25 protein-coding genes are annotated in these 25,078 nt (G+C 61.5%); 22 read left to right on the top strand and 3 right to left on the bottom strand.

Going from position 1 to position 25,078, the window contains the following annotated elements; translation table 11 throughout:
• Positions 1-20 precede the first annotated feature (20 nt).
• From M1D68_RS17920 to M1D68_RS17870, 11 genes are all read left to right on the top strand, one after another.
• Positions 21-656: a MotA/TolQ/ExbB proton channel family protein gene (locus M1D68_RS17920; RefSeq protein WP_420766996.1), complete on the top strand. Its 636-nt coding sequence runs from the start codon at positions 21-23 to the stop codon at positions 654-656.
• Positions 653-1,081 (top strand): ExbD/TolR family protein, encoded by a 429-nt coding sequence (locus M1D68_RS17915; RefSeq protein ID WP_420766895.1) that lies wholly within the window; start codon positions 653-655, stop codon positions 1,079-1,081. The genes M1D68_RS17920 and M1D68_RS17915 overlap by 4 nt, the downstream gene beginning before the upstream one ends.
• The gene (lpxK, locus tag M1D68_RS17910; protein ID WP_457967983.1) at positions 1,081-2,091 is read left to right on the top strand and encodes a tetraacyldisaccharide 4'-kinase; all 1,011 of its coding nucleotides are present in this window, start codon (positions 1,081-1,083) and stop codon (positions 2,089-2,091) included. Before M1D68_RS17915 ends, lpxK begins: the two co-directional genes overlap by 1 nt.
• Positions 2,092-2,113: 22 nt before the next feature.
• Positions 2,114-2,299 carry a Trm112 family protein gene (locus M1D68_RS17905; RefSeq protein WP_003179363.1) on the top strand — a complete coding sequence of 62 codons (186 nt, stop codon included), beginning with the start codon at positions 2,114-2,116 and terminating at the stop codon, positions 2,297-2,299.
• Positions 2,296-3,060, top strand: coding sequence for a 3-deoxy-manno-octulosonate cytidylyltransferase (gene kdsB, locus M1D68_RS17900; protein WP_420766893.1), 765 nt, complete (start codon positions 2,296-2,298; stop codon positions 3,058-3,060). The genes M1D68_RS17905 and kdsB overlap by 4 nt, the downstream gene beginning before the upstream one ends.
• Positions 3,060-3,524 carry a low molecular weight protein-tyrosine-phosphatase gene (locus M1D68_RS17895; protein WP_420766892.1) on the top strand — a complete coding sequence of 155 codons (465 nt, stop codon included), beginning with the start codon at positions 3,060-3,062 and terminating at the stop codon, positions 3,522-3,524. The genes kdsB and M1D68_RS17895 overlap by 1 nt, the downstream gene beginning before the upstream one ends.
• A complete protein-coding gene (gene murB / locus M1D68_RS17890) occupies positions 3,521-4,540 on the top strand; it encodes a UDP-N-acetylmuramate dehydrogenase (RefSeq protein WP_434560030.1) in 1,020 nt (339 codons plus the stop codon). Before M1D68_RS17895 ends, murB begins: the two co-directional genes overlap by 4 nt.
• Positions 4,541-4,807: 267 nt before the next feature.
• A complete protein-coding gene (locus M1D68_RS17885; protein ID WP_420766995.1) occupies positions 4,808-5,278 on the top strand; it encodes a (2Fe-2S)-binding protein in 471 nt (156 codons plus the stop codon).
• Entirely contained in the window at positions 5,275-7,590 is a 2,316-nt protein-coding gene (locus M1D68_RS17880; RefSeq protein ID WP_457967982.1) for a molybdopterin cofactor-binding domain-containing protein, read from the top strand. The genes M1D68_RS17885 and M1D68_RS17880 overlap by 4 nt, the downstream gene beginning before the upstream one ends.
• Positions 7,590-8,561 carry an XdhC family protein gene (locus M1D68_RS17875; protein ID WP_434648553.1) on the top strand — a complete coding sequence of 324 codons (972 nt, stop codon included), beginning with the start codon at positions 7,590-7,592 and terminating at the stop codon, positions 8,559-8,561. Before M1D68_RS17880 ends, M1D68_RS17875 begins: the two co-directional genes overlap by 1 nt.
• Before the next feature lie 20 nt (positions 8,562-8,581).
• Positions 8,582-9,172 (top strand): nucleotidyltransferase family protein, encoded by a 591-nt coding sequence (locus M1D68_RS17870; protein ID WP_420766888.1) that lies wholly within the window; start codon positions 8,582-8,584, stop codon positions 9,170-9,172.
• A 526-nt stretch (positions 9,173-9,698) separates the two neighbouring features.
• On the opposite strand, the gene M1D68_RS17865 is transcribed toward M1D68_RS17870, so the two are convergent.
• On the bottom strand, positions 9,699-10,646 hold the full coding sequence (locus M1D68_RS17865; protein WP_445570990.1) for an IS110 family transposase: 948 nt from the start codon (positions 10,644-10,646) through the stop codon (positions 9,699-9,701).
• Positions 10,647-11,674: 1,028 nt separating this feature from the next.
• A complete protein-coding gene (gene rne, locus M1D68_RS17860) occupies positions 11,675-14,866 on the bottom strand; it encodes a ribonuclease E (RefSeq protein ID WP_457967981.1) in 3,192 nt (1,063 codons plus the stop codon).
• A 699-nt stretch (positions 14,867-15,565) separates the two neighbouring features.
• Here rne and rluC point away from each other — a divergent pair.
• The 3 genes from rluC to M1D68_RS17845 are packed head-to-tail and all read left to right on the top strand — an operon-like array spanning position 15,566 to position 18,184.
• A complete protein-coding gene (gene rluC, locus M1D68_RS17855) occupies positions 15,566-16,522 on the top strand; it encodes a 23S rRNA pseudouridine(955/2504/2580) synthase RluC (RefSeq protein ID WP_434560020.1) in 957 nt (318 codons plus the stop codon).
• The gene (locus M1D68_RS17850; protein ID WP_420767180.1) at positions 16,512-17,174 is read left to right on the top strand and encodes an HAD-IA family hydrolase; all 663 of its coding nucleotides are present in this window, start codon (positions 16,512-16,514) and stop codon (positions 17,172-17,174) included. Before rluC ends, M1D68_RS17850 begins: the two co-directional genes overlap by 11 nt.
• A gap of 20 nt (positions 17,175-17,194) precedes the next feature.
• The gene (locus M1D68_RS17845; protein ID WP_434560018.1) at positions 17,195-18,184 is read left to right on the top strand and encodes a S49 family peptidase; all 990 of its coding nucleotides are present in this window, start codon (positions 17,195-17,197) and stop codon (positions 18,182-18,184) included.
• 55 nt (positions 18,185-18,239) lie between these two features.
• On the opposite strand, the gene M1D68_RS17840 is transcribed toward M1D68_RS17845, so the two are convergent.
• Positions 18,240-18,818 carry a Maf family protein gene (locus tag M1D68_RS17840; RefSeq protein WP_420767182.1) on the bottom strand — a complete coding sequence of 193 codons (579 nt, stop codon included), beginning with the start codon at positions 18,816-18,818 and terminating at the stop codon, positions 18,240-18,242.
• A 105-nt stretch (positions 18,819-18,923) separates the two neighbouring features.
• Between M1D68_RS17840 and M1D68_RS17835 the strand changes: the two genes are divergently transcribed.
• From M1D68_RS17835 to pabC, 8 genes are all read left to right on the top strand, one after another.
• The gene (locus M1D68_RS17835; protein WP_003204262.1) at positions 18,924-19,451 is read left to right on the top strand and encodes a YceD family protein; all 528 of its coding nucleotides are present in this window, start codon (positions 18,924-18,926) and stop codon (positions 19,449-19,451) included.
• A 13-nt stretch (positions 19,452-19,464) separates the two neighbouring features.
• Entirely contained in the window at positions 19,465-19,647 is a 183-nt protein-coding gene (gene rpmF, locus M1D68_RS17830) for a 50S ribosomal protein L32 (RefSeq protein WP_003179396.1), read from the top strand.
• Positions 19,648-19,651: 4 nt separating this feature from the next.
• Complete coding sequence (plsX, locus tag M1D68_RS17825) at positions 19,652-20,662, top strand: phosphate acyltransferase PlsX (protein ID WP_420767183.1); 1,011 nt, start codon at positions 19,652-19,654, stop codon at positions 20,660-20,662.
• 123 nt (positions 20,663-20,785) lie between these two features.
• The gene (gene fabD / locus M1D68_RS17820) at positions 20,786-21,724 is read left to right on the top strand and encodes an ACP S-malonyltransferase (protein ID WP_434607108.1); all 939 of its coding nucleotides are present in this window, start codon (positions 20,786-20,788) and stop codon (positions 21,722-21,724) included.
• Between the two features lie 15 nt (positions 21,725-21,739).
• Positions 21,740-22,483 (top strand): 3-oxoacyl-ACP reductase FabG, encoded by a 744-nt coding sequence (gene fabG, locus M1D68_RS17815; protein ID WP_420767185.1) that lies wholly within the window; start codon positions 21,740-21,742, stop codon positions 22,481-22,483.
• A 190-nt stretch (positions 22,484-22,673) separates the two neighbouring features.
• On the top strand, positions 22,674-22,910 hold the full coding sequence (gene acpP / locus M1D68_RS17810; protein WP_003175607.1) for an acyl carrier protein: 237 nt from the start codon (positions 22,674-22,676) through the stop codon (positions 22,908-22,910).
• A 108-nt stretch (positions 22,911-23,018) separates the two neighbouring features.
• Positions 23,019-24,263, top strand: coding sequence for a beta-ketoacyl-ACP synthase II (fabF, locus tag M1D68_RS17805; RefSeq protein ID WP_109754384.1), 1,245 nt, complete (start codon positions 23,019-23,021; stop codon positions 24,261-24,263).
• On the top strand, positions 24,263-25,078 hold the full coding sequence (pabC, locus tag M1D68_RS17800) for an aminodeoxychorismate lyase (RefSeq protein ID WP_457967978.1): 816 nt from the start codon (positions 24,263-24,265) through the stop codon (positions 25,076-25,078). Before fabF ends, pabC begins: the two co-directional genes overlap by 1 nt.

Below are 25,078 nucleotides of genomic sequence, written 5' to 3'. Positions count from 1 at the left end.
TTTTCGAGGGGGCAGTCACTGTGTGGGAATTGGTCAAATCCGGCGGCTGGATGATGTTGCCGATCATTCTGAGTTCCATCGCGGCATTGGGAATCGTTGCCGAACGCCTGTGGACCCTGCGGGTCAGCCGCGTGACCCCGGAGCATCTGCTCGGGCAGGTCTGGGTCTGGATCAAGGACAAGCAGTTGAACAAGGACAAGCTCAAGGAGTTGCGTGCCAGTTCGCCGCTGGGCGAAATCCTTGCGGCGGGCCTGGCGAACTCCAAGCATGGCCGCGAGATCATGAAGGAGTGCATCGAAGAGGCGGCTGCCCGGGTCATCCATGAGTTGGAGCGCTATCTCAATGCCTTGGGAACCATTGCCGCCATGGCCCCGTTGCTGGGATTGCTGGGCACGGTGCTGGGCATGATCGATATTTTCAGTGCATTTACCGGGACCGGCATGACAACCAATGCATCGGTGCTGGCCGGTGGCATTTCCAAGGCGTTGATCACCACCGCAGCCGGTTTGATGGTGGGAATCCCCTCGGTATTTTTCCATCGTTTTCTGCAACGTCGCGTCGATGAGTTGGTGGTGGGCATGGAGCAGGAAGCCATCAAGTTGGTCGAGGTGGTGCAGGGCGACCGCGATGTGGACCTGGCCGGGGGCAAGAAGTGAAATTCCGCCGCAAACCTCGGGAAAACATCGAGATCAATCTCGCGTCGCTGATCGACGTGGTATTCATCCTGCTGCTGTTTTTCGTCGTGACCACCACGTTTACCCGGGAGACCCAGCTCAAGGTCGAATTGCCGCAGGCCGTCAGTGGCTCGCCGGCCGAAGACCAGCAACTGAAGAACCTGGAGGTCACCATCAGCGCCGAAGGGACGTTCTCGGTCAACAACAATCTGTTGCCCAAAAGTGACCTGGCGAGCCTGATCGAGGCCCTGCAGAGGGAGTCCGGCGGCGATACCAGCCTGCCACTCTCCATCAGCGCCGACGGCAAGACGCCTCATCAATCGGTCATCACCGCCATGGACGCCGCCGGCAAGCTCGGCTTCAGCCATCTGCGCATGACCACCGTCGAGGCGGCGCCCGCACCCTGATGGCCATGTCCGATCGATTGCTTGCCGCCTGGTATGAAGGGCATCCCGCCCTCGCGCTACTGCGGCCACTTGAATGGCTGTACCGACGCGTCGTGGTCGGCAAACGCGAGCGTTTCCTGGCAGGCGAGGGTGAGGTCTACCAGCCGCCCGTGCCGCTGATCGTGGTTGGCAATATCACCGTTGGCGGCACTGGCAAGACGCCGCTGATTCTGTGGATGATCGAGCATTGCCGGCGCAGTGGCCTGCGGGTCGGCGTGGTCAGCCGGGGCTACGGCGCCAAGCCGCCGCAAGTTCCCTGGCGGGTCGCGGCGGACCAGGGCGCCGACGTCGCGGGCGACGAGCCGCTGCTGATCGTCCAGCGCACCGGCGTGCCATTGATGATCGATCCCGATCGCAGTCGCGCTGTCCGGGCTTTGTTGGAAACCGAGCCGCTGGATCTGATCCTGTCCGACGATGGCATGCAGCATTATCGCCTGGCGCGGGACCTTGAACTGGTATTGATCGACAATGCCCGGGGCCTGGGCAACCGGCGTTGCCTGCCTGCCGGTCCGCTGCGCGAGCCGGCCGAGCGCCTGCAATCGGTCGACGCCGTACTGTTCAACGGCGCCAGCGCTGATCGCGAGGACGGCTTCGCCTTCCAGCTCCAACCCACCCTGCTGGTCAACCTGGCCAGCGGCGAACGGCGCCCCCTCGATCATTTTCCACCCGGCCAGGCCCTGCACGCCGTGGCCGGCATCGGCAATCCGCAGCGTTTCTTCACGACCCTTGAAACGCTACACTGGCGGCCAATACCGCACGGGTTTGCCGATCATGCCGAATACAGTGCCCAGGCGTTGAGTTTTACGCCGTCCCTGCCGGTGGTCATGACGGAAAAGGACGCGGTCAAGTGCCGTGCCTTCGCCGCGCCCGACTGGTGGTACCTGGCGGTGGACGCAGCACCTTCGCCGGCCTTCGCGGCCTGGTTCGATACGCAGCTGATGCGCCTGTTGCCGGATCGGCTCTTGCCTTAAACGTTTTTCCAGGGGATTTTTCATGGACACCAAACTGCTCGATATCCTGGCTTGCCCGGTCTGCAAAGGCCCGCTCAAGCTCAGCGCCGACAAGACCGAGCTGATCAGCAAGGGCGCCGGCCTGGCCTATCCGATTCGCGACGGCATCCCGGTGATGCTCGAGAGCGAAGCCCGCACCCTGACCACCGATGAGCGCCTGGATAAATGACCACAGCCTTTACCGTCGTCATTCCGTCGCGCTTCGCCTCGACGCGCCTGCCTGGCAAGCCGTTGTTGTTGATCGCCGGCAAGCCGATGATCCAGCATGTCTGGGAACAGGCCAGCAAGAGCAGCGCCCAGCGCGTAGTGGTCGCGACGGACGATGCGCGCATCGTTGAGGCGTGCGAGGGCTTTGGCGCCGAGGTGGTGATGACGCGCGAGGACCACAACTCTGGTACTGATCGCCTGGCGGAAGTGGCCGCGAAGCTCGGGCTGGCGCCCGATGCCATCGTCGTCAACGTGCAGGGCGACGAGCCATTGATACCGCCAAGTGTCATCGACCAGGTGGCCGCGAACCTGGCGGCCCATCCCGAGGCGCGCATGGCCACCCTGGCCGAGCCGATCGAGGACGTGCCGACGCTGTTCAACCCCAATGTGGTCAAAGTGGTCAGCGACCTCAACGGCCTCGCGCTCACGTTCAGTCGCGCCACCTTGCCCTGGGCCCGGGAGGCCTTCGCGCAGAGCCGCGACGTGCTGCCCGACGGCGTGCCTTACCGCCGCCATATCGGCATCTATGCCTACCGCGCCGGTTTCCTCCAGGACTTCGTCGCCTGGGGGCCGTGCTGGCTGGAAAATACTGAGGCCCTGGAGCAACTGCGCGCATTGTGGCATGGCGTGCGGATCCACGTCGCCGATGCCTTGATCGCGCCTCCGACCGGGGTGGATACCCCCGAAGACCTTGAGCGCGTTCGTCGCCTGCTGGAGGCTTGATGCGGGTTCTGTTCGTCTGTCTTGGCAATATCTGCCGGTCGCCCACAGCCGAAGGTATCTTGCGCCACAAATTGCGCGAAGCCGGGCTGCAAGAGCAGGTGGAAGTCGCTTCCGCCGGCACCGGCGACTGGCATGTCGGTAAAGCGCCGGACAAACGCAGCATGGCCGCGGCCCTGCGTCGCGGCTACGATTTATCGGCCCAGCGAGCCCGGCAGGTGACCCGCGCCGATTTCGCCACCTATGACCTGATCCTGGCGATGGACAGCAGCAACCTGCGCAACCTCAAGGTCTTGCAACCGGCCAATGCCCGAGCAGAGCTGGACCTTTTCCTGCGTCGCTACGAAGCCGAACTCGATGACGTGCCTGACCCTTACTACGACGGTGAGCAAGGTTTCGAGCAGGTGCTGGATCTGATCGAGCGCGCCACGGATCGTCTGGTGATCGAATTGAAGGGGCGGTTATGACCTTGCAAGTCCAGACGGGCGTCAGCCTCAAGCCGTACAACAGCTTCGGCGTGGATGTCGGCGCCCGGCTGTTCGCCGAAGCCCACAGCGATACGGATGTTCGGGAAGCCTTGGCCTATGCCGCTGGCCACGACGTGCCGCTGCTGGTCATTGGCGGCGGCAGCAACCTGTTGCTGACCGGCGACATCAACGCGCTCGTGTTACGCATGGCCAGCCGGGGGATTCGCTTGCTCGTCGATGACGGCGAGCGGGTGGTGATCGAGGCCGAGGCCGGGGAGCCGTGGCATCCGTTTGTCCAGCACACGCTGGCGCAAGGTTGGTCGGGCCTGGAAAACCTCAGTCTGATTCCCGGTACGGTGGGGGCGGCGCCGATGCAGAACATCGGTGCCTACGGTGTGGAAATAAAGGATGTTTTCGCCGGCCTCACCGCGTTGGATCGCTACACCGGCGAGCTGCGCGATTTCACCGTCGACGAATGCGCCTTCGCCTACCGCGACAGCCTGTTCAAGCAGCAGCCGGACCGCTGGTTGATCCTGCGGGTGCGCTTTGCCCTCAGCCGTATCGCGCATTTGCACCTGGAATACGGCCCGGTGCGCCAGCGCTTGACCGAACAAGGCATCGACCAGGCGACGCCTGCCGATGTCAGCCGGGCGATCTGCAGCATCCGCAGCGAGAAACTCCCAGACCCCGCCGTACTCGGCAACGCCGGGAGTTTTTTCAAGAATCCATTGGTGCCGGCCGCTCACGTGGCGCATCTCAAGGCGCAATACCCCGACCTGGTGGCTTATCCACAGGCTGGTGGGCAGATGAAAATCGCCGCCGGCTGGCTGATCGAGCGGGCCGGTTGGAAAGGGTTCCGCGAAGGCGACGCCGGAGTGCATAAGTTGCAGGCGCTGGTGTTGGTCAACTATGGCAATGCCACGGGGCTGGAGCTGCTGGATCTGGCTCGACGGATTCAGAAAGACATCGCCGAGCGTTTCCAGGTCGAGCTGGAAATGGAACCTAATCGGTATTGATAGCCCTCGCAATCGCGTCAGGAAAAACGCCCTGCACCGCCCGCACAATGTGATTTGTGCAGGATTGTGCAGGGCGTTTTGCGTGTTCCTGGGTTAATTTAACTGGCTGATGATGCGAGCATTCGCGTCCCAAGGCCCGGTGCAGACGCTTGCTTGCGTATGCGCAACGAAGAGCCCGATTAGCCTGAGCCAATCTGCGATACCGAACCGATAACCCAACGGCAGATGGCTCGACCCTCATAACTCGATAACGATGCGGGCGTGCCCATGATTACCCTGAAACTCAATGGAAAAGATCACTCACTGGATGTGACCGAGGACATGCCTCTGCTATGGGCGATCCGAGACGTGGCCGGCTATAACGGCACCAAGTTCGGCTGCGGCATGGGCCTGTGCGGCGCCTGCACCATCCACATCGACGGCGCCCCGGCGCGCAGTTGCATCACGCCGATCGGCTCAGTGAAAGGCCAGAACATCAGCACCATCGACGCGCTTCACGTCGATCCGGTCGGGCAGGTCGTGCAGAAGGCCTGGCTGGATACCGCCGTCGCCCAATGCGGCTATTGCCAGGGCGGGCAAATCATGTCCGCCACCGCGTTGCTCAAGACCAACCCCAACCCCAGCGACGAGCAGATCGAAGAAGCCATGGCTGGCAACATCTGCCGCTGCGGTACGTATAACCGGATCAAGACCGCGATCCGCCAGGCTTCCACTCACTTGAAGGAGGCCAAGGCATGAGCCGCTTGCCCGCTGATTTCGCGCTGAGCAACCTCAGCCGTCGTGGATTTCTCAAGGGCGCCAGCGCCACCGGCGTGCTGGTCCTGGCCGCCACTTGGGGCCTGCCGGATGCCTTTGCCGAAGAGAAGAAGTTCGGCGCCGAGGGCATGCCCCATGGCGCGGTCGATGATCCGAAGGTGTACGTCAGTATCGCCGCCGACGGCAGCGTGACAGTGATCTGCAACCGTTCGGAAATGGGCCAGGGCGTGCGTACCAGCCTGAGCATGGTAGTGGCCGACGAACTGGATGCCGACTGGGCGCTCGTCAAGGTCCGGCAGGCGCCGGCGGACGAGGCGCGTTTCGGCAACCAGGACACCGACGGTTCACGCAGCATGCGTCACTGGTACGAGCCGATGCGTCGTTGCGGTGCCGCGGCCCGGACCATGCTCGAACTCGCCGCCGCTGCGCAGTGGAAGGTGCCGGCGCAAGAATGCCGTGCACAGCTGCACAAAGTGGTGCATGAACCTTCAGGGCGCGAGTTGGGTTATGGCGAGCTGGCTGCCGCCGCCAGTGCCTTGCCGGTACCGGCTCGCGACAGCCTACGCCTCAAGCAGCCCTCGGAGTTCCGCTACATCGGCAAGCAAGCGAGCCGCGCCATCGATGGCGCAGACATCGTCAACGGTCGTGCGGTCTTTGGCGCCGATGTGCATTTCGACGGAATGCTCTACGCCGTCGTGGCCCGTCCGCCGGTCTATGGCGGCAAGGTCAAGTCCGTGGATAGCAGCGCAGCGCTGAAAGTACCTGGTGTGGTCAAAGTGCTGCAGATCGAAGGGCGCCCGTTGCCTTCCGAGTTCCAACCCCTGGGCGGCGTCGCCGTGGTGGCGAAGAACACTTGGGCGGCGATCAAGGGCCGCGATGCACTGAAGATCCAGTGGGACGATGGCCCGAACGCTGGTTATGACTCCATTGCCTACCGCGGGGAACTGGAAGCGGCCGCCCTCAAGCCCGGAAAAGTCCTGCGCAGCACCGGCGATCTCGACGGTGCGCTGACCCAGGCTGATTCAACTCTTGACGCGTCGTATTACCTGCCGCACCTGTCCCAGTCGCCCATGGAACCGATGGTGGCCGTCGCCCGGTTCAAGGACGGTGAATGCGAGGCCTGGGCACCCAGCCAGGCACCGCAGGTGACCCGTGAACGCGTGGCCGAGCGCCTGGGCATTCCTTTCGAAAAGGTCACGGTGAACATCACGCTGCTGGGCGGCGGTTTCGGACGCAAGTCGAAACCCGACTTCGTCGTCGAAGCGGCTGTCCTCGCCAAGGAATTTCCCGGCCAGGCCGTACGGGTGCAATGGACCCGCGAGGACGATATCCATCACTCGTATTTCCATACGGTATCGGCTGAATACCTGAAGGCCGGCCTGGACAAGAACGGCATGCCCTCCGCTTGGCTGCACCGCACCGTGGCCCCGACCATCACCGCGCTGTTCGCGCCCGGCATGACCCATGAAGCACCATTCGAAGTGGGCATGGGCGTGACGAACATGGCCTACGCCATTCCCAACATGCGCCTGGAAAACCCCGAGGCGGTGGCCCATACCCGGGTTGGCTGGTATCGCTCGGTCTCGAACATTCCCCATGGCTTCGCGATCCAGAGTTTCATCGACGAACTGGCCCACAAGGCCGGCCAGGATCCGCTGAAATACCACCTCAAGTTGCTGGGCCCGGACCGCAAGATCGATCCGAATTCCCTGAATGACGGTTGGAACTACGGCGAATCCCCCGAGCGTTATCCCATCGACACGGCGCGGATCCGTACCGTGCTGGAAACCGCCGCGAAGGCCGCCGGTTGGGGACGTGAGCTACCCAAGGGGTGGGGATTGGGATTGGCGGTGCACTACAGCTTCGTCACTTATGTGGCGGCGGCGATCGAAATCGAGGTCAAGGACGACGGCACGGTGATCGTGCACAAGGCGGACATCGCCGTGGACTGCGGCCCGCAGATCAACCCTGAGCGCATCCGCTCGCAGTTCGAAGGTGCCTGCGTCATGGGGCTGGGCAATGCGATGGTCGGCGAGATCAGCTTCAAGGATGGCAAGGTGCAGCAGGACAATTTCCATATGTACGAAGTGGCGCGAATGTCCCTGGCGCCCAAGGAAGTGGCGGTGCATCTGGTTACTCCGCCGGGCGAGGTGCCGTTGGGCGGTGTTGGCGAACCGGGCGTGCCGCCCATTGCGCCGGCCTTGTGCAACGCGATCTTCGCTGCCACTGGCAAGCGTATCCGCAATCTGCCCGTGCGTTATCAGCTGCAAGGCTGGCAACAGGCCAAAGCCTGATGGACAGCGTTGACCTGAACGTATTGCGCAGCGTCTTGGAATGGCGCCGCGCTGGGCAGCGGGTGGTGTTGTTCACCGTGGTTCAGACCTGGGGCACCGCGCCCAGACCTCCGGGGGCCATGTTGGCCCTGCGCGAGGACGGCGTGGTGATCGGTTCGGTATCGGGCGGTTGTGTCGAGGATGACCTGATCGCCCGGCTGCACGACGGCCGTATTCCCGAGGACGGTCCGCCGGTGCAACTCATCACCTACGGCGTCACCCGCGAAGAGGCAGCGCGCTTCGGCCTGCCGTGTGGCGGTACGTTGCGCCTGACCGAAGAGCGGGTCGGCGATCCTGCCTGGGTCGCCGAATTGCTTGAGCGATGCGAGGCCCATGAAATCGTCGCCCGGGAGCTGACGATCGCCAGTGGCAATGTGACTCTGGCGCCGGCGAGCAAAACCGACGCCCTGGTGTTCGACGGGCAGCTGCTGCGAGCCATTTATGGCCCACGTTGGCGGTTGCTGTTGATCGGCGCTGGGCAACTGTCCCGTTACGTGGCGGAAATGGCCCGATTGCTGGATTTCGAGGTGCTGATCTGCGATCCGCGCAAGGAGTTTGTCTACGGTTGGGAAGAACAGCATGGCCGCTTCGTTACCGGCATGCCCGACGAAGCGGTTCTGGACATCCAGACCGACGAACGCACGGCGATCGTGGCCCTGACCCATGATCCGCGCCTGGACGACATGGCACTGCTCACCGCCCTGGATTCCAAGGCCTTTTACGTCGGCGCCCTGGGCTCGCGGGTCAACAGCCAGAAGCGCCGAGATAACCTGGCTCAGCTAGGCTTGTCCGCAGAGGCGATCGGACGCTTGCATGGACCAATCGGCCTGCACATTGGCAGCCACACGCCGGCGGAGATCGCTTTGTCGCTGTTGGCTGAAATCGTGGCCATCAAAAATGGCGTGGAACTGCGGCAGAAAAAAACGTTGTAGGCCGTGGACGAGGAGGGCGTATGGAAAAGTCGATTGGCGTGATCATCCTGGCGGCGGGATCGGGCAGTCGCTTTCGTCAGGTAGCCGGCGCGGACAAGGATAAGTTGCTGGCCGACTGCACGGGGCGTGACGGCGCCGTCAGATCGGTAATCGAGCATGTGTTGGTCAACCTGCCGGCATCCTTGGAACGGCGCGTTCTGGTGGTGAACAACGACCGGCCGCAAGCCATTCGCATGGCCCAGGCCTATGGCTGCGATATCGTGGAACTGAACTCCCCCGGCCTGGGGGATAGCATTGCCGCGGGTGTCCAGGCCTGCCCGGATGCCGATGGCTGGCTGATTATGCTGGGCGATATGCCTTTCATCCTACCGTCGAGCATCGAGCAAGTGGCCGCGGTAATTAGCGAGGAGGGCATCAGCGTGCCGGTCCTCACCGGTGAGTACGGACACCCGGTGGGATTTGGTCGTGGGTTCGGGCCGAAACTGATGGCACTGACAGGGGATTTTGGTGCCAAGGCGCTGTTTACCGGAGCGCAAGTGCTTGAGGTTCCGGTGGACGACCCTGGCGTAACCTGGGATGTCGATGTGCCAGAGGCGCTGGCCTTCAAATAAACCGTCGACGATGGACCATGACTGGTGTCGGCTGCACATCCCGTGTGGGAGCTTTAGTGGATATAAATCCTGCGCCTGGCCCGAATCTCCTGTGGGAGCGAGCCTGCTCGCGATAGCCGTCTGGCATCCACCATGGGTGCAAGCTGAGCCGGCGCCATCGCGAGCAGGCTCGCTCCCACATTGGATCTTCAGTGGATATAAATCCTGAGGCCGGCCCGAATCTCCTGTGGGAGCGAGCCTGCTCGCGATAGCGGTCTGGCATTCACCCTGGTTGCAAGCTGAGCCGGCGCCATCGCGAGCAAGCCCGCTCCCACATTGGATCTTCAGTGGATATAAATCCTGAAGCCGGCCCGAATCCCCTGTGGGAGCGAGCCTGCTCGCGATAGCGGTCTGCCATTCACCATGGTTGCAAGCTGAGCCGGCGCCATCGCCAGCAAGCTCGCTCCCACATTGGATCTTCAGTGGATATAAGTCCTGAAGCCGGCCCGAATCCCCTGTGGGAGATTCTATGGTGCATGGCTAGCCCTTAGATGCCTTTTGGTAAGTATTCGCTCTGGTTCTTCAACAGAGCGAATACCACTCGGGCAAGCTTGCGGGCCAGTGCCACTAATGCTTCGGTTGTGCTTAGCCCTCGAGCCCGCAGAGCCCCATAAAAACCCTTCCACGCCGCTGTGCGGCTCGCCGACATCGCGGCGTTGTGCATCAATCGGCGCGCCTCCGGGTCACCTCGCTTAGACAGGCAGCGGCGTCCCTTCTTTTTTCCCGAGTCCGATATGCGCAGGTCCAGCCCTAGAAAAGCGATGAAGGCATCGGCATTTCTGAAATCTCCACGCTGAAACGACGTAAGTAAACGCGCACCGCTCAACAGCCCGATTCCTTCGACTTTCATGCAGCGCTTGAGCTGACTGCCCAGACCGGCTGCATCCAATTGCGTCTGGATTGTTTTCTCAAGCAAGATTTCCAGTCGCTGCATGGCCTTTATCTGGTTCTCAAAGGCCGTTTTGAGCAACGGTTCGTTCGACCAACTTTGCTTGAGGCTGACACGCGCCTGAACCAAGGCTGCCCGGCGCCGGAAAAGGCTTATAAGCCGGCAATACAGGGGCGATGGCGGGGTCCACGGGTGCAACTGGTGGCCTTCGTTGTTCAAGTAGCGAGCCAACAACCGAGCATCCAGCGCATCGGTTTTGGCGCGAACTTTCACACCTTTGCGGTAATGGCTGAGTTCGTAGCCGCCGATCATGTAGATCACACAGCCCTGCGCATAAGCCAGGTCGGCGAAGTCCTGGTGATAGATATTGGTGGCCTCGATGGCGACATCCACTGGCGCAGGCAATTCCTTGAGCCACTTCTTGATCGCAGCTTTGGTGTTGGGGATCGCTTCCAGTCGATCTGTTTCTGCGTGATAAATCACCAACTCATCTTTGGCGACATCAACCCCCACGATCGGCTTTGCGACAGAAACCGGCATTGCCATTGAAAATCCTCCGCGCTAAGGTTTGAACACTTGAAGGGTTCACCCAGAGGCGCAGGCTTGTTCCTATCGTCGGTCTAGGCCAGATGCATTCTTTATCGGCGCTTGGGTGAAAGGAGGAGGGGTGAAATCTCCCACGGTCTGTACTGCGCGAACAGTCAGAATCGAGCCTTGTCCCTCCTCCTCCCTTCAAGCCCTACCATACAAGCGAGCTTGCTCGCGATAGCGGTCTAGCATTCCCCATGGGTGCAAGCTGAGCCGGCGCCATCGCGAGCAAGCTCGCTCCCACATTGGATCCTCAGTGGATATAAATTCTGAAGCCGGCCCGAATCTCCTGTGGGAGCGAGCCTGCTCGCGATAGCGTTCTTGCATTCACCCTGGTTGCAAGCTGAGCCGGCGCCATCGCGAGCAAGCTCGCTCCCACATTGGATCTTCAGTGGATATAAATCCTAAAGCCGGCCCGAATCCCCTGTGGGAGCGAGCCTGCTCGCGATAGCGGTCTGCCATTCACCATGGTTGCAAGCTGAGCCGGCGCCATCGCGAGCAGGCTCGCTCCCACATTGGATCTTCAGTGGATATAAGTCCTGAAGCCGGCCCGAATCCCCTGTGGGAGCGAGCCTGCTCGCGATAGCGGTCTGGCATTCACCCTGGTTGCAAGCTGAGCCGGCGCCATCGCGAGCAAGCCCGCTCCCACATTGGATCTTCAGTGGATATAAATCCTGAAGCCGGCCCGAATCCCCTGTGGGAGCGAGCCTGCTCGCGATAGCGGTCTGGCATTCACCATGGTTGCAAGCTGAGCCGGCGCCATCGCGAGCAAGCTCGCTCCCACATTGGATCTTCAGTGGATATAAATCCTGTGCCTGGCCCCGAATCCCCTGTGGGAGCGAGCTTGCTCGCGATAGCGGTCTGGCATTCACCATGGTTACAGGCTGAGCCGGCGCCATCGCGAGAGGGATGTGTTTGTATATCTGCGTGCATGAAAAAGCCCCGCCTGGCATCACCAGGCGGGGCTTTTTTACTGGGCGGTGGGATTAAGCGTGAGGTTTAGGCTCGTGCTCTTTTTCCAGCGCTTCAGTGTGACGCGGTGCGACTTCTTCAGCGGTGTGCTGAGGTTCGTCAAACGTCGGAGCCGGTTCAACCGGGGTTTCGGCGACCGGGGCAGGAGCTGCCTCGGCGACTTCTTCCACGGCCGGAGCGGGCTCGGCAGCAGGGGCTTGGGCGGCGGCAGCGGCAGCTTGTTCGGCTTCCTTCTGCAGACGCTCGGCTTCACGCTTGCGGCGACGCACTTCGCGCGGATCGTTTGGAGCGCGACCGTTCGGAGTCAAGGCGCTGACAGGGGCAGGCTCTTCAACCGGGGCCGGTGCTTCGACAACCACGGGCGCTTCGACCACTGGAGCAGGTTCGACCACTTCTGGCTCGGCCGCTTTCACCGGCTCTGGCGTCGGCTCAGGCTCGACAACGGCGGCCGTTGCGGCTGGCTCCGCAGTCCAGTTGAACGCAGTCTGCTCTTCGCGGGCAGGCTCTGGCGCCTTTTCCTCGATCGGTGCTTCGACAACCGGCTCGGCAGCAACAACGGGTGCTTCGACGATCGGCGCAGGCTCGGCGGCGACTTCAACTTCAGGCTGGGCTTCGGATGCCGGTGCGAGTTCCACTTCAGGTGAAGCGGTAGCTTCCACCGGGGCAGAGGATTCGACCACAGGCGCTTCAACCGGCGCGTTTTCCACCGCAGCGGTGGCACGTTCAGCCTGCTCGTTTGCCTGGGCTTCGGCCGGGGCGCTGATCGCGCTGCTGGCAACTGCCGCAGTGACCGCCAGGCCAGCGGCCAGGTCAGCAGCGCTTGGCGTTTCGGCGTTCTCGGTGGATTCGGATTCTTCAGAACCTTCGATCACGTTGCCATTGGCGTCGCGCTGACGCTCACGACGGTTGCTGCGACGACGCTGGCCACGGGAGCGGCGGCGTGGACGATCGCCTTCGGCGGTGTCCTGGCCGTCTTCCTGCAACTGCTCTTCGGTGTTCAGCACTTCTTCTTCGCTGGAAGCGGCGGCTGCCTGCTCGGCGCGTGGCTGGCGTTCCTCGCGTGGAGGACGCGGTGCGCGCTCTTCACGAGGCTGGCGAGCCGGACGCTCTTCAGCGACGGCGGCGGCAACGGCCGGGGCCGCATCCAATGGCTCTCGCAGTTCGCGAACGCGTTCTTCACGCTCGCCGCGAGGCTTGCGGTCTTCACGCGGCGCACGCGGTTGGCGTTCTTCACGCGGCGGACGCGGTGCGCGCTCTTCGCGGGCTACGGCCGGCGCTTCCTCACGGGCTTCGCGAGGTTGGCGCTCTTCACGCGGCTCACGTGGCGCACGCTCTTCACGCGGGGCACGTTCTTCGCGCGGCTTGCGCTCTTCGTCGCGACGACCGTTGCGGTTGCGGGTCTGCTGGCGACCGTTGCGGCGTTCTTCGTTGCGGGCCGGACGCTCGGAAGCGGCGGGCTTGGCGACGACGGTCGGGGCAGCCGGCTCTTCCTTGGTGGCGAACAGGCTGACCAGCGACTTCACCAGGCCTTTGAACAGGCTCGGTTCCGGGGCGGCGGCAGGGGCGGCAACCGGAGCGGTCACTTCGGTCGGAACCGGAGCGTTGGCGCGGGCCGGAGCGGTCTTGACCGCTGCCTCCTGGCGAACCAGGGTGCGAGTGGCGGCGGCCGGCTGGATGTCTTCCACTTCGGCAGCGGCAGCGGCGATTTCGTAGCTGGACTGGTTGGTGTGGGCTTCCGGGCTGTCATCACGCAGGCGCTGCACTTCGAAGTGCGGCGTCTCGAGATGATCGTTCGGCAGGATCACGATGCGGGCGCGGGTGCGCAGTTCGATCTTGGTGATCGAGTTGCGTTTTTCGTTGAGCAGGAACGCAGCGACCGGGATCGGCACCTGGGCGCGAACTTCGGCGGTGCGGTCCTTCAGGGCTTCTTCTTCGATCAGGCGCAGGATCGCCAGGGACAGCGATTCAACGTCACGAATGATGCCGGTGCCGCTGCAGCGTGGGCAAACGATGCCGCTGCTTTCGCCCAGGGATGGACGCAGGCGCTGACGGGACATTTCCAGCAGGCCGAAGCGCGAGATACGGCCGACCTGTACGCGGGCGCGATCGGCTTCCAGGCATTCACGGACTTTTTCTTCCACGGCGCGCTGGTTCTTGGCCGGGGTCATGTCGATGAAGTCGATGACGATCAGGCCGCCGATGTCGCGCAGGCGCAACTGACGGGCGATTTCCTCGGCGGCTTCAAGGTTGGTCTGCAGGGCTGTCTCTTCGATGTCGCTGCCTTTGGTGGCGCGCGCCGAGTTGATGTCGATGGACACCAGGGCTTCGGTCGGATCGATGACGATGGAACCGCCGGACGGCAGCTCGACGACGCGCTGGAAGGCGGTCTCGATCTGGCTTTCGATCTGGAAGCGGTTGAACAGCGGAACGCTGTCTTCGTAGAGCTTGATCTTGCTGGCGTACTGCGGCATCACCTGGCGAATGAAGGTCAGGGCTTCGTCCTGGGCTTCGACGCTGTCGATCAATACTTCGCCGATGTCCTGGCGCAGGTAATCGCGGATGGCGCGGATGATCACGTTGCTTTCCTGGTAGATCAGGAACGGCGCGGAGCGATCCAGCGATGCTTCTTTGATGGCGGTCCACAGTTGCAGCAGGTAGTCGAGGTCCCACTGCATTTCTTCGCTGCTGCGGCCCAGGCCGGCAGTGCGCACGATCAGACCCATGTCGGCGGGGGCTACCAGGCCGTTGAGGGCTTCACGCAGTTCGTTGCGCTCTTCGCCCTCGATGCGGCGGGAGATGCCGCCGGCGCGTGGGTTGTTCGGCATCAGGACCAGGTAACGGCCAGCGAGGCTGATGAAGGTGGTCAGGGCGGCGCCCTTGTTGCCACGTTCTTCTTTTTCAACCTGGACGATGACTTCCTGGCCTTCGCTCAGCACGTCCTTGATGTTGACGCGGCCTTCAGGGGCTTTCTTGAAGTATTCGCGGGAGATTTCTTTGAGGGGCAGGAAGCCATGGCGCTCGGAGCCGAAATCGACAAAGGCAGCCTCAAGGCTTGGTTCGATGCGAGTAATCCGGCCTTTATAGATATTGGCCTTCTTTTGCTCGCGTGCACCGGATTCGATATCCAGGTCGTAGAGGCGCTGGCCGTCTACCAGTGCAACACGCAACTCTTCGGGTTGAGTTGCGTTAATCAGCATTCTTTTCATGTAGTACCGTCGGTTTCCGGGCTGCCGGAAACGGCGTTCGGCACACACGACTTCTCACGGTCGGTGTCAGGTGCGTCCTGGAAATGGCGGGGCCATTCCAGTGTCCAGCGAGTTCGACCCAATGATGGCGAAGTCGCGACGGACGCGTCCTGCTTGCTGGTACTCAAGCACTCAGTCAGGAGGAGGAATCAACCGGCGCCTGTGGACGAGATGAAGCGTCTAAATATAAGCCTAGTGCTACACAGTCCGACGGTTGTACATCTCCACCCTACACGTATCCCTGATAGTTCGGGTGCTGCCGCGCGCAGAATCCGCAGCGGGTTGGCATTTACCGTGAGCTCCGAAAGGGGAAGTCACGCATCATGGCTAATTTAGGCGTTGTTTCCGAAGCTCTCGCTCGGGGTCGTTCCCGGGTGACTGCACTTTGTGAACTGGCCGTGAATGTGGCGCGCAAGGCGAGTCAGAACTCTGCTTTGCGGCGTATTTCAGGCCTCATGTCACCTGCGCTCGTTGCACCTGCAAACTCTGCCGTTACGTAGCAAGAACCCCGTAGGACGGCCTCTCGTCCTCGTGAATTGCGTTGGTCAGGGCCGGTTTTTGACCGTTAGTCCGCTGTCCAGCCACTTTTGGCGGCGTTCGCGACTATAGCAGCAATGATTAAGTGCTTCAATTCCATAAAAAATTGTTATGATCGCCGCCATGACGACTACTGCCCCTTCGACCCCTGGCGTTCAACTGCTCGAGGTCTCGCCGGAATATGCCGGCCAACGAATCGATAATTTTCTCCTTGCCCGGCTCAAAGGTGTGCCCAAGACCTTGATCTATCGCATTTTGCGCAAAGGCGAAGTGCGGGTGAACAAAGGTCGGATCAAGCCCGAATACAAGCTGCAGGCCGGTGATGTCGTGCGTGTACCACCGGTTCGCGTGCCGGAACGTGACGAGCCGGTGCCTTTGGCCCAGGGCCTGTTGCAACGCCTGGAGGCTGCCATCGTCTTCGAAGACAAGGCCCTGATCGTGGTCAACAAGCCTGCGGGAATTGCGGTCCATGGCGGCAGCGGCCTTAATTTCGGTGTGATCGAAGCCTTTCGTCAGTTGCGTCCGGACGCCAAGGAATTGGAGTTGGTCCATCGTCTCGACCGCGACACCTCCGGCCTGCTGATGATCGCAAAGAAGCGCAGCATGCTGCGCCACCTGCACGAGCAATTGCGCGGCGATGGCGTCGACAAGCGCTACATGGCGTTGGTGCGTGGCCGCTGGGAGACCTCTGTCAAGCAGGTCCGCGCCCCGTTGCTCAAGAGTAACCTGCGTTCAGGCGAGCGCATGGTGGAGGTCAACGAGGAAGGCAAGGAAGCGCTGACCGTATTCAAGGTGCTTCGACGCTTCGGCGACTTTGCCACCATGGTGGAGGCCAAGCCGGTCACCGGGCGTACCCACCAGATCCGCGTGCACACTCTGCATGCCGGGCACTGCATCGCCGGCGACAGCAAATACGGCGATGACGATTTCACCAAGGAGATCCGTGACTTGGGCGGCAAGCGCCTGTTTCTCCATGCCTATATGTTGACGGTGCCGTTGCCTGACGGCGGCGAGCTGAAGCTGCAGGCTCCCGTGGATGACATGTGGGCCAAGACCGTGGAGCGGTTGAGTGCATCCTGACTACAAGCTGCTCATATTCGATTGGGATGGCACTCTGGCGAACTCCATCGGTCGGATCGTGGATGCGATGCACGTTGCGTCGGATCGCACGGGGTTTCCCCGGCGGGATGATTTCGCGGTAAAAGGCATCATCGGTCTCGGCTTGCCGGAGGCGATTCGAAGCCTGTACCCGGAAATCGATGATCAAGAGCTGATCGTTTTTCGCCAGCACTACGCCGATCACTACATTGCCCTGGAAGCCGAGCCTTCGCCGCTGTTTGACGGCGTGGTGCAAACCCTCGGGGCCTTGCGGGAGGAGGGGTATCGGCTGGCGGTCGCGACCGGCAAGGCCAGGCGTGGGCTGGATCGGGTATTGAAGGCGCATGGTTGGGAAGATTATTTCGATATCACCCGTGCCGCGGATGAAACGGCGAGCAAGCCACATCCACTGATGCTTGAGCAGATCCTGGCTCATTGCAATGTGTCCGCTGGCCAGGCGCTGATGGTCGGCGACTCATCGTTCGACCTGCAAATGGCCCGTAACGCAGGCATGGGGTCGGTGGCTGTCAGCTATGGCGCGCAGACGATCGAGGCGCTCAAGGCCTTCGAGCCGTGCCTGGCGATCGACCATTTTGCGCAATTGCACGCTTGGTTGAGCCAGCGTGCCGATTAAGTTCTGATGGAGATACATGCATGACGGATGAATGGAAGGCACCGGCCAAGGCGAGCGCCGAGAGCGGTGACGATAAAAGCTGGAAGCTGCTGGAAAAGACGTTGCTGGCTAGCGTCCAGGAGCAGCGCCGGTCCCGTCGCTGGGGGATTTTCTTCAAGCTGCTGACGTTCATCTATCTCTTTGTCGCGCTAATGCTGTTTACGCCGCTGATGAGCATAGAGAAGGGGGCCGTGAGCGGCTCGGCTTATACGGCGCTGATCGACATCGAAGGCATGATCGCCGACAAGGAACCTGCAAGCGCGGACAATATTGTCGGCAGCCTGCGGGCGGCGTTCGAGGATCCAAAGGTCAAGGGTGTGGTGTTGCGCATCAACAGCCCGGGCGGTAGCCCGGTTCAGTCGGGTTACGTCTATGACGAAATCGTTCGGTTGCGCGGGTTGCATCCAGACATCAAGGTCTACGCGGTGATCGCCGATCTCGGTGCGTCCGGGGCCTACTACATCGCCAGTGCGGCGGACCAGATCTACGCCGACAAGGCCAGCCTGGTAGGCTCCATTGGTGTAACGGCGGCCGGCTACGGGTTTGTCGGCACCATGGAGAAGCTGGGCGTGGAGCGGCGGGTCTACACCTCAGGCGAGCATAAATCGTTTCTTGATCCGTTCCAGCCGCAAAAGCCGGAGGAAACCGCATTCTGGCAAGGCGTGCTGGACACCACTCACAAGCAATTCATCGCCAGCGTCAAGAAGGGTCGGGGCGAGCGTTTGAAAGACAAGGAGCATCCGGAGCTTTTTTCCGGGCTGGTCTGGTCTGGCGAGCAGGCTCTGCCGCTGGGCTTGATCGATGGCCTGGGCAGTGCCAGCTCCGTGGCTCGGGATGTAATCGGTCAGAAAGACCTGGTGGATTTCACTATCGAAGAATCGCCGTTCGATCGCTTCTCCAAGAAGTTGGGGGCGAGCATCGCTGAGCACTTGGCGATGTGGATGGGCTTCCAGGGGCCGGCGTTGCGCTAGGCTCCTGGGGCTCTGGTTGGCGGGGTCCCTCGCAACAAATGGGTTGTCTGGGGTTTCAGGGAACCTGCACGCCCTCAGCTAGCAACATATCCACAAGGCGAATCAGCGGTAGGCCGATCAGGCTTGTGGCGTCCGGGCCTTCGGTGCTCTGGAACAGGCTCACGCCCAGGCCTTCGGCCTTGAAGCTGCCGGCGCAGTCGTACGGCTGCTCGGCGCGCAGATAGCGCTCTACGCGAGCTTGATCCAATGCCCGCATATTCACGGTGAAGGGTACGCAGTCGACCTGGCATCTGCCGGTCTGGCTGTTAAGCAGGGCCAGGCCGGTCAGGAATGTCACTCTGGCGCCGCTGGCGGCCATCAGTTGCTCGCGGGCATTTTCGAATGTGTGAGGCTTGCCCAGAATGCGGTCGCCGAGCACGGCGACCTGATCCGAGCCGATGATCAGGTGGCCTGGGTGGCTGTCGGCGAGTGCCAGGGCTTTCTCCCGGGCCAGGCGCTTTACCAGTTGGGCCGCAGGTTCGTCGGCGTGACGGTTTTCGTCGATGTCCGGCGAACTGCAGACGAATGGCAGCCCCAGGCGGGCCAGCAGTTCCCGGCGGTAAACCGAGCTTGAAGCGAGTAATAAGGGCAGCATGGCTATCTCCGATGGGCAGGGAAGGATTCTAGCCAGGCACGCAAGTGACGGACAGGGCTGAATTTCCTTTGACATGGCCCGGTGCATCCCTATAATGCTGCGCCTATGTTGAATGACCCGATTCCACCTCACGTTGACCCGCGCAAATTGGCTGATCGTGGCACCACCCTCCAAGGTGAACTGCTGCTGGCCGATTTGAAGAGACTCTGCGACCCGCTTTCCGACGATGTCGGTACGGTCCAGGCCAAATTCGTTTTTGAACGAGATGAACGTAAATCTGTGGTAATCCACAGCTTTATCGACACTGAAGTCAAAATGGTTTGCCAGCGTTGTCTTGAGCTGGTCACCCTGCCGATCCACAGCGAATGCAGTTACGCGGTGGTGAAGGAGGGTGCGAATACCCAGTCGTTGCCGAAAGGTTATGACGTGCTGGAACTGGGCGAAGATCCTTTGGATCTGCAGTCACTGATCGAGGAGGAGCTTTTGCTCGCCTTGCCCATTGTGCCTGCTCATCATCCGGAAGAATGCCAGCAGCCGGCGGGAGCAGATGAGCCCGAACCGAGCGAGGACGAGGTAACGCGGTCCAACCCGTTCAGTGTATTGGCGCAGTTAAAGCGTGACCCAAACGTTTAGGAGTTAATCAATTATGGCTGTTCAGCAGAACAAAAAATCCCGCTCTGCCCGTGACATGCGCCGTTCGCACGACGCTCTCGAGGCTAGCACCCTGTCTGTAGAAAAAACCACTGGTGAAGTTCACCTGCGTCACCACGTATCGCCAGAAGGCGTATACCGTGGCCGTAAAGTGATCGACAAGGGCGCTGACGAGTAATCACTTGTCCGCTCAAGTCATCGCGATTGACGCAATGGGCGGGGACTTCGGTCCCCGCAGCATTGTCCAGGCCAGCCTTGCTTGCCTGCGTGCCACGCCCTCGCTGCACCTGACCCTCGTCGGTCAACCCTCCCTGCTAGAAGAACTGCTCGGCGGCCAATCGGCTGCGGATCGCGCGCGCCTGTCGATCATGCCCGCGTCCGAAGTCATCGCCATGGACGAAAAGCCAGCCCAGGCCCTGCGCGGCAAGCCTGACGCGTCGATGCGGGTGGCCCTGGAGTTGTTGCGCGATGGCAAGGTCCAGGCGTGCGTCAGTGCAGGCAATACCGGGGCGCTGATGGCGCTGTCGCGCTACGTGCTCAAAACGTTGCCGGGCATCGATCGTCCGGCAATGGTGGCGGCGATCCCGACCCAGCGCGGGTTCTGCCAATTGCTTGATCTGGGCGCGAATGTCGATTGCAGCGCCGAGCACCTGCTGCAATTCGCCGTGATGGGTTCGGTTGCGGCGCAGACCCTTGGCATTGCGCGTCCTCGCGTGGCGCTGCTGAACATTGGCACCGAAGAGATCAAGGGCAACCAGCAGGTCAAGCTGGCGGCGACTTTGTTACAAAATGCACCGGGCATCAATTACATCGGATTCGTCGAAGGCGATGGCTTGTATCGCGGCGAGGCCGATGTGGTGGTGTGTGACGGCTTTGTTGGCAATATCCTGCTCAAGTCCAGCGAGGGATTGGCCACCATGATCGGGCAGCGCATCGAGGCGTTGTTCAAGCAGAGTTTGGCCTCGCGGGTGGTGGGTGCGCTCGCGCTGCCGTTGATGCGTCGGTTGCAGGCGGACCTGGCGCCGGCGCGGCACAATGGTGCAAGTTTCCTGGGGCTGCAAGGTATCGTGATCAAGAGCCATGGTTCGGCCGGGGTGCAGGGGTTTCAAAGCGCCATCAACCGGGCGGTGATCGAGATCCAGGAAAACCTGCCGGAACGCCTTCATGGGCGCCTCGAGGATTTGTTAACTTAGGCGTTTTCGTCCGACAATGCTTAAATGTGACCGGTCGGTTCAAGCCGTCATCCAACTGTCAGTTTCCTAGCGCCCCCAGGGGCGTCAATTTTTGACGACAAGATCATTAGGGGCTTTGTTTTCATGTCTGCTTCCCTCGCATTCGTCTTTCCAGGGCAGGGCTCGCAGTCCCTCGGCATGCTGGCCGAGCTGGGCGCGCAATACCCGCTGATCCTCGAAACATTCAAAGAAGCATCCGATGCACTCGGCTACGACTTGTGGGCACTGACCCAGCAAGGGCCGGAAGAGCAACTCAATCAAACCGATAAAACCCAGCCGGCAATCCTGACGGCCTCCGTTGCGCTGTGGCGCCTATGGTTGGCCGAGGGCGGCGCGCGCCCGGCGTTTGTCGCCGGTCACAGCCTGGGCGAATACAGCGCCCTGGTGGCTGCGGGTAGCCTGAGTCTCGGCGACGCGGTGAAGCTGGTGGAACGTCGTGGCCAATTGATGCAGGAAGCCGTTCCGGCCGGGCAGGGCGGCATGGCCGCGATCCTCGGCCTGGAAGACGCCGACGTGTTGGCAGCTTGTGCCGAAGCGGCTCAGGGTGATGTGGTCAGTGCGGTCAACTTCAACTCCCCGGGCCAGGTGGTCATCGCGGGGGCCAAGGCCGCCGTCGAGCGCGCCATCGAGGGTTGCAAGGCCCGTGGTGCCAAGCGCGCCATGCCGTTGCCGGTCAGCGTGCCGTCGCATTGCGAGCTGATGCGTCCAGCCGCCGAGCGTTTTGCCGAGTCCATCGCCGCCATCGACTGGCAGGCTCCGCAGATTCCCGTGGTGCAGAACGTCAGCGCCAACGTCGCAGCAGACCTGGAAACCCTCAAGCGCGACCTGCTGGAGCAGCTCTACAAGCCGGTTCGTTGGGTTGAATCGGTCCAGACGCTGGCAGCCAAGGGTGCGACCGAACTGGTCGAGTGCGGTCCTGGCAAAGTGCTGGCAGGCCTGAACAAGCGCTGCGCCGAAGGCGTGTCCACTTCCAACCTCAACACCCCAGACGCTTTCGCTGCCGCTCGCGCAGCGCAAGCCTGAACAGGAGAAGCTTGCATGAGTCTGCAAGGTAAAGTTGCACTGGTGACCGGTGCAAGCCGCGGCATCGGCCAGGCCATCGCCCTGGAACTGGGTCGCCAAGGCGCCATCGTTGTCGGCACCGCGACGTCCGCTTCGGGCGCCGAGCGTATCGCCGCCACCTTGAAGGAAAACGGCATCCAGGGCACCGGTCTTGAGCTCAACGTGACCAGCGATGAGTCTGTTGCGGCGGTATTGTCCAGCATTCAGGAGCAGTTCGGCGCGCCGGCGATCCTGGTCAACAATGCCGGTATCACCCGCGATAACCTGATGATGCGCATGAAAGATGACGAGTGGTTCGACGTGGTCGATACCAACTTGAACAGCCTGTACCGGCTGTCCAAGGGCGTCCTGCGTGGCATGACCAAGGCTCGTTGGGGCCGAATTATCAGTATCGGCTCGGTTGTGGGTGCCATGGGCAACGCAGGCCAAGTAAACTATGCTGCAGCGAAGGCCGGTCTGGAAGGTTTCAGCCGTGCGCTGGCACGAGAAGTCGGTTCGCGCTCGATTACGGTAAACTCGGTCGCACCGGGTTTCATCGACACCGACATGACCCGTGAACTGCCGGAAGCGCAGCGTGAAGCCTTGTTGACACAGATTCCGCTGGGTCGTCTGGGGCAAGCTCAAGAAATCGCGTCCGTGGTCGCTTTTCTTGCTTCGGACGGTGCGGCATACGTGACTGGGGCTACAATCCCGGTGAACGGCGGGATGTACATGAGTTAAATGTGACGGATTGCTTCAAAAAAATGTCATACGAGCTGTCTAAAATCCGTTATAAAGCTGCAATCTATTTATAGGCGGCGGGCCCCAGGTTCGAGGAGTGAAGCTTTCGGTTGAAAAACCGAAAAGTCTTTCTATACACTTACCCACCGGCCAGCTGCCTGAATTTGTCCATTAGGAGTGAAAACAAGGTATGAGCACCATCGAAGAGCGCGTCAAGAAAATCGTTGCCGAGCAACTGGGCGTTAAAGAAGAAGAAGTTGTGAACACCGCTTCCTTCGTTGAAGACCTGGGTGCCGACTCCCTTGACACCGTTGAGCTGGTGATGGCTCTGGAAGAGGAATTCGAGACCGAGATTCCTGACGAAGAAGCTGAAAAGATCACTACTGTACAAGCTGCTATCGACTACGTTACCAGCCACCAGGCGTAATCGTATTCAGTCGTCGCTAGCTGTCATGGAAAAACCGCACTGCCATCACGGCGTGCGGTTTTTTCTTTAGGCCTGATGCAAAGTCGTCATTTGAAAAAGGAGAGTGCTGTGTCGCGTAGACGCGTCGTAGTCACCGGTATGGGTATGTTGTCGCCACTGGGCACGGATGTGCCGAGCAGCTGGCAGGGCATTCTGGCTGGCCGTAGTGGCATTGGTCTGATCGAACACACCGACCTTTCTGCCTATTCCACCCGTTTTGGCGGCTCGGTAAAGGGCTTCAATGTCGAGGAATACCTGTCGGTCAAGGAAGCTCGCAAGCTTGACCTGTTCATTCAATACGGCTTGGCTGCCGGTTTTCAGGCAGTGCGTAACGCCGGCCTGGAAGTCACCGACGCCAACCGCGAGCGCATCGGCGTGGCAATGGGTTCAGGTATTGGTGGCTTGACCAATATCGAAGAAACCAGCCGCACGCTGCATGATTCGGGGCCGCGACGGATTTCTCCGTTCTTCGTGCCGGGCTCGATCATCAATATGATTTCCGGTTTCCTGTCCATCCACCTCGGTGCACAGGGCCCTAACTATGCCATCGCCACGGCGTGCACCACCGGCACCCACTGCATCGGCATGGCCGCGCGCAACATCATGTACGACGAAGCCGACGTGATGATCGCCGGCGGCGCCGAAATGGCGGCCTGCGGTCTGGGCATGGGCGGTTTCGGCGCCTCCCGCGCGCTGTCGACCCGCAACGATGAGCCTGCACGGGCCAGCCGGCCTTGGGACAAGGGCCGCGACGGCTTCGTGCTGTCCGATGGCGCCGGTGCGCTGGTGCTCGAAGAGTTGGAGCACGCCAAAGCTCGCGGTGCGACCATTTATGCCGAGCTGATCGGCTTTGGTACCAGCGGCGATGCGTACCACATGACGTCGCCACCGGCCGATGGCGCTGGTGCTGCCCGCTGCATTGCCAATGCCTTGCGTGATGCGAAGATCAATGGCGAGCAGGTCCAGTACATCAACGCCCACGGCACTTCGACCCCGGCGGGTGACCTCGCGGAAGCCCAGGCGATCAAGACGGTGTTTGGCGAGCACGCCTACAAGCTGGCCGTCAGTTCCACCAAGTCCATGACCGGTCACTTGTTGGGTGCGGCGGGGGCGGTGGAAGCCATCTTCAGCGTACTGGCGATCAATAGCCAGACCGCGCCGCCGACCATCAACCTCGATGAGCCGGACGAAGGTTGCGACCTTGACTTCGTGCCGCATACGGCCCGCAGCATGGACATCGATGTGGTGTTGTCCAACTCCTTCGGCTTTGGCGGAACCAACGGATCGCTGGTGTTCCGCCGGTTCGCCGGTTGATGGAAAGCTGGGTCGACGGTCAGCCGGCAGACGTCCTGTCGCTGAAAGATCGCGGCCTGGCTTATGGCGATGGGCTGTTCGAGACCATCGCCGTGCGCAATGGCGCACCTGTACTGCTGGAGCGCCACCTGCAGCGTCTGGAGGCCGGTTGCCAGCGTCTGGCGTTCAACGTCGACTTGAGCGTGCTGTGTGCTGAGCTGAGCGCCTATGCCCAGCGCCTGGGCAATGGCGTGCTGAAACTCATCGTGACCCGGGGCAACAGCCTGCGTGGTTATGCGGCCGATCCGTCGAGTCCGGCCAGGCGTATTCTGCAAGGAAGCCCGCCGGCTGCTTATCCCACCACCCATGCCGAACAAGGCATCCAAATGTTCCCCTGCACCGTGCGTTTGTCCGAACAGCCCTTGCTCGCCGGCCTCAAGCACCTCAATCGCCTGGAGCAAGTGCTGGCCCGCGCCGAGTGGCGCGACATCGAGCATGCCGAGGGATTGATGCTTGATACGTCCGGACGGGTGATCGAAGGCGTCTTCAGCAACCTGTTCCTGGTGCGCAATGGCGTTCTGTTCACAGCGGACCTGAGTCGTTGTGGCGTGGCCGGTGTGATGCGCGCCGAATTATTGTTTCAAGCCAAGTCCCAAGGCATCGCCACGCAAATCACCGACATCAGCCTCGAACAGCTGCACCAGGCCGATGAAGTCATGGTCTGCAACAGCGTTTATGGCGTGTGGCCGGTACGCGGGTGCGGTTCGGCGCGCTGGCCCGTTGGCCCGCTCACCCGTAAACTGCAGGCCCTTGCCCGTGCGCTATTGGATGCTTGA

It is taken from the genome of Pseudomonas sp. R4-84 (genome assembly GCF_054130985.1).
The sequence above is the reverse complement of the archived record's forward strand: the minus strand, read 5'-3'. Positions and strand labels throughout refer to the sequence as shown.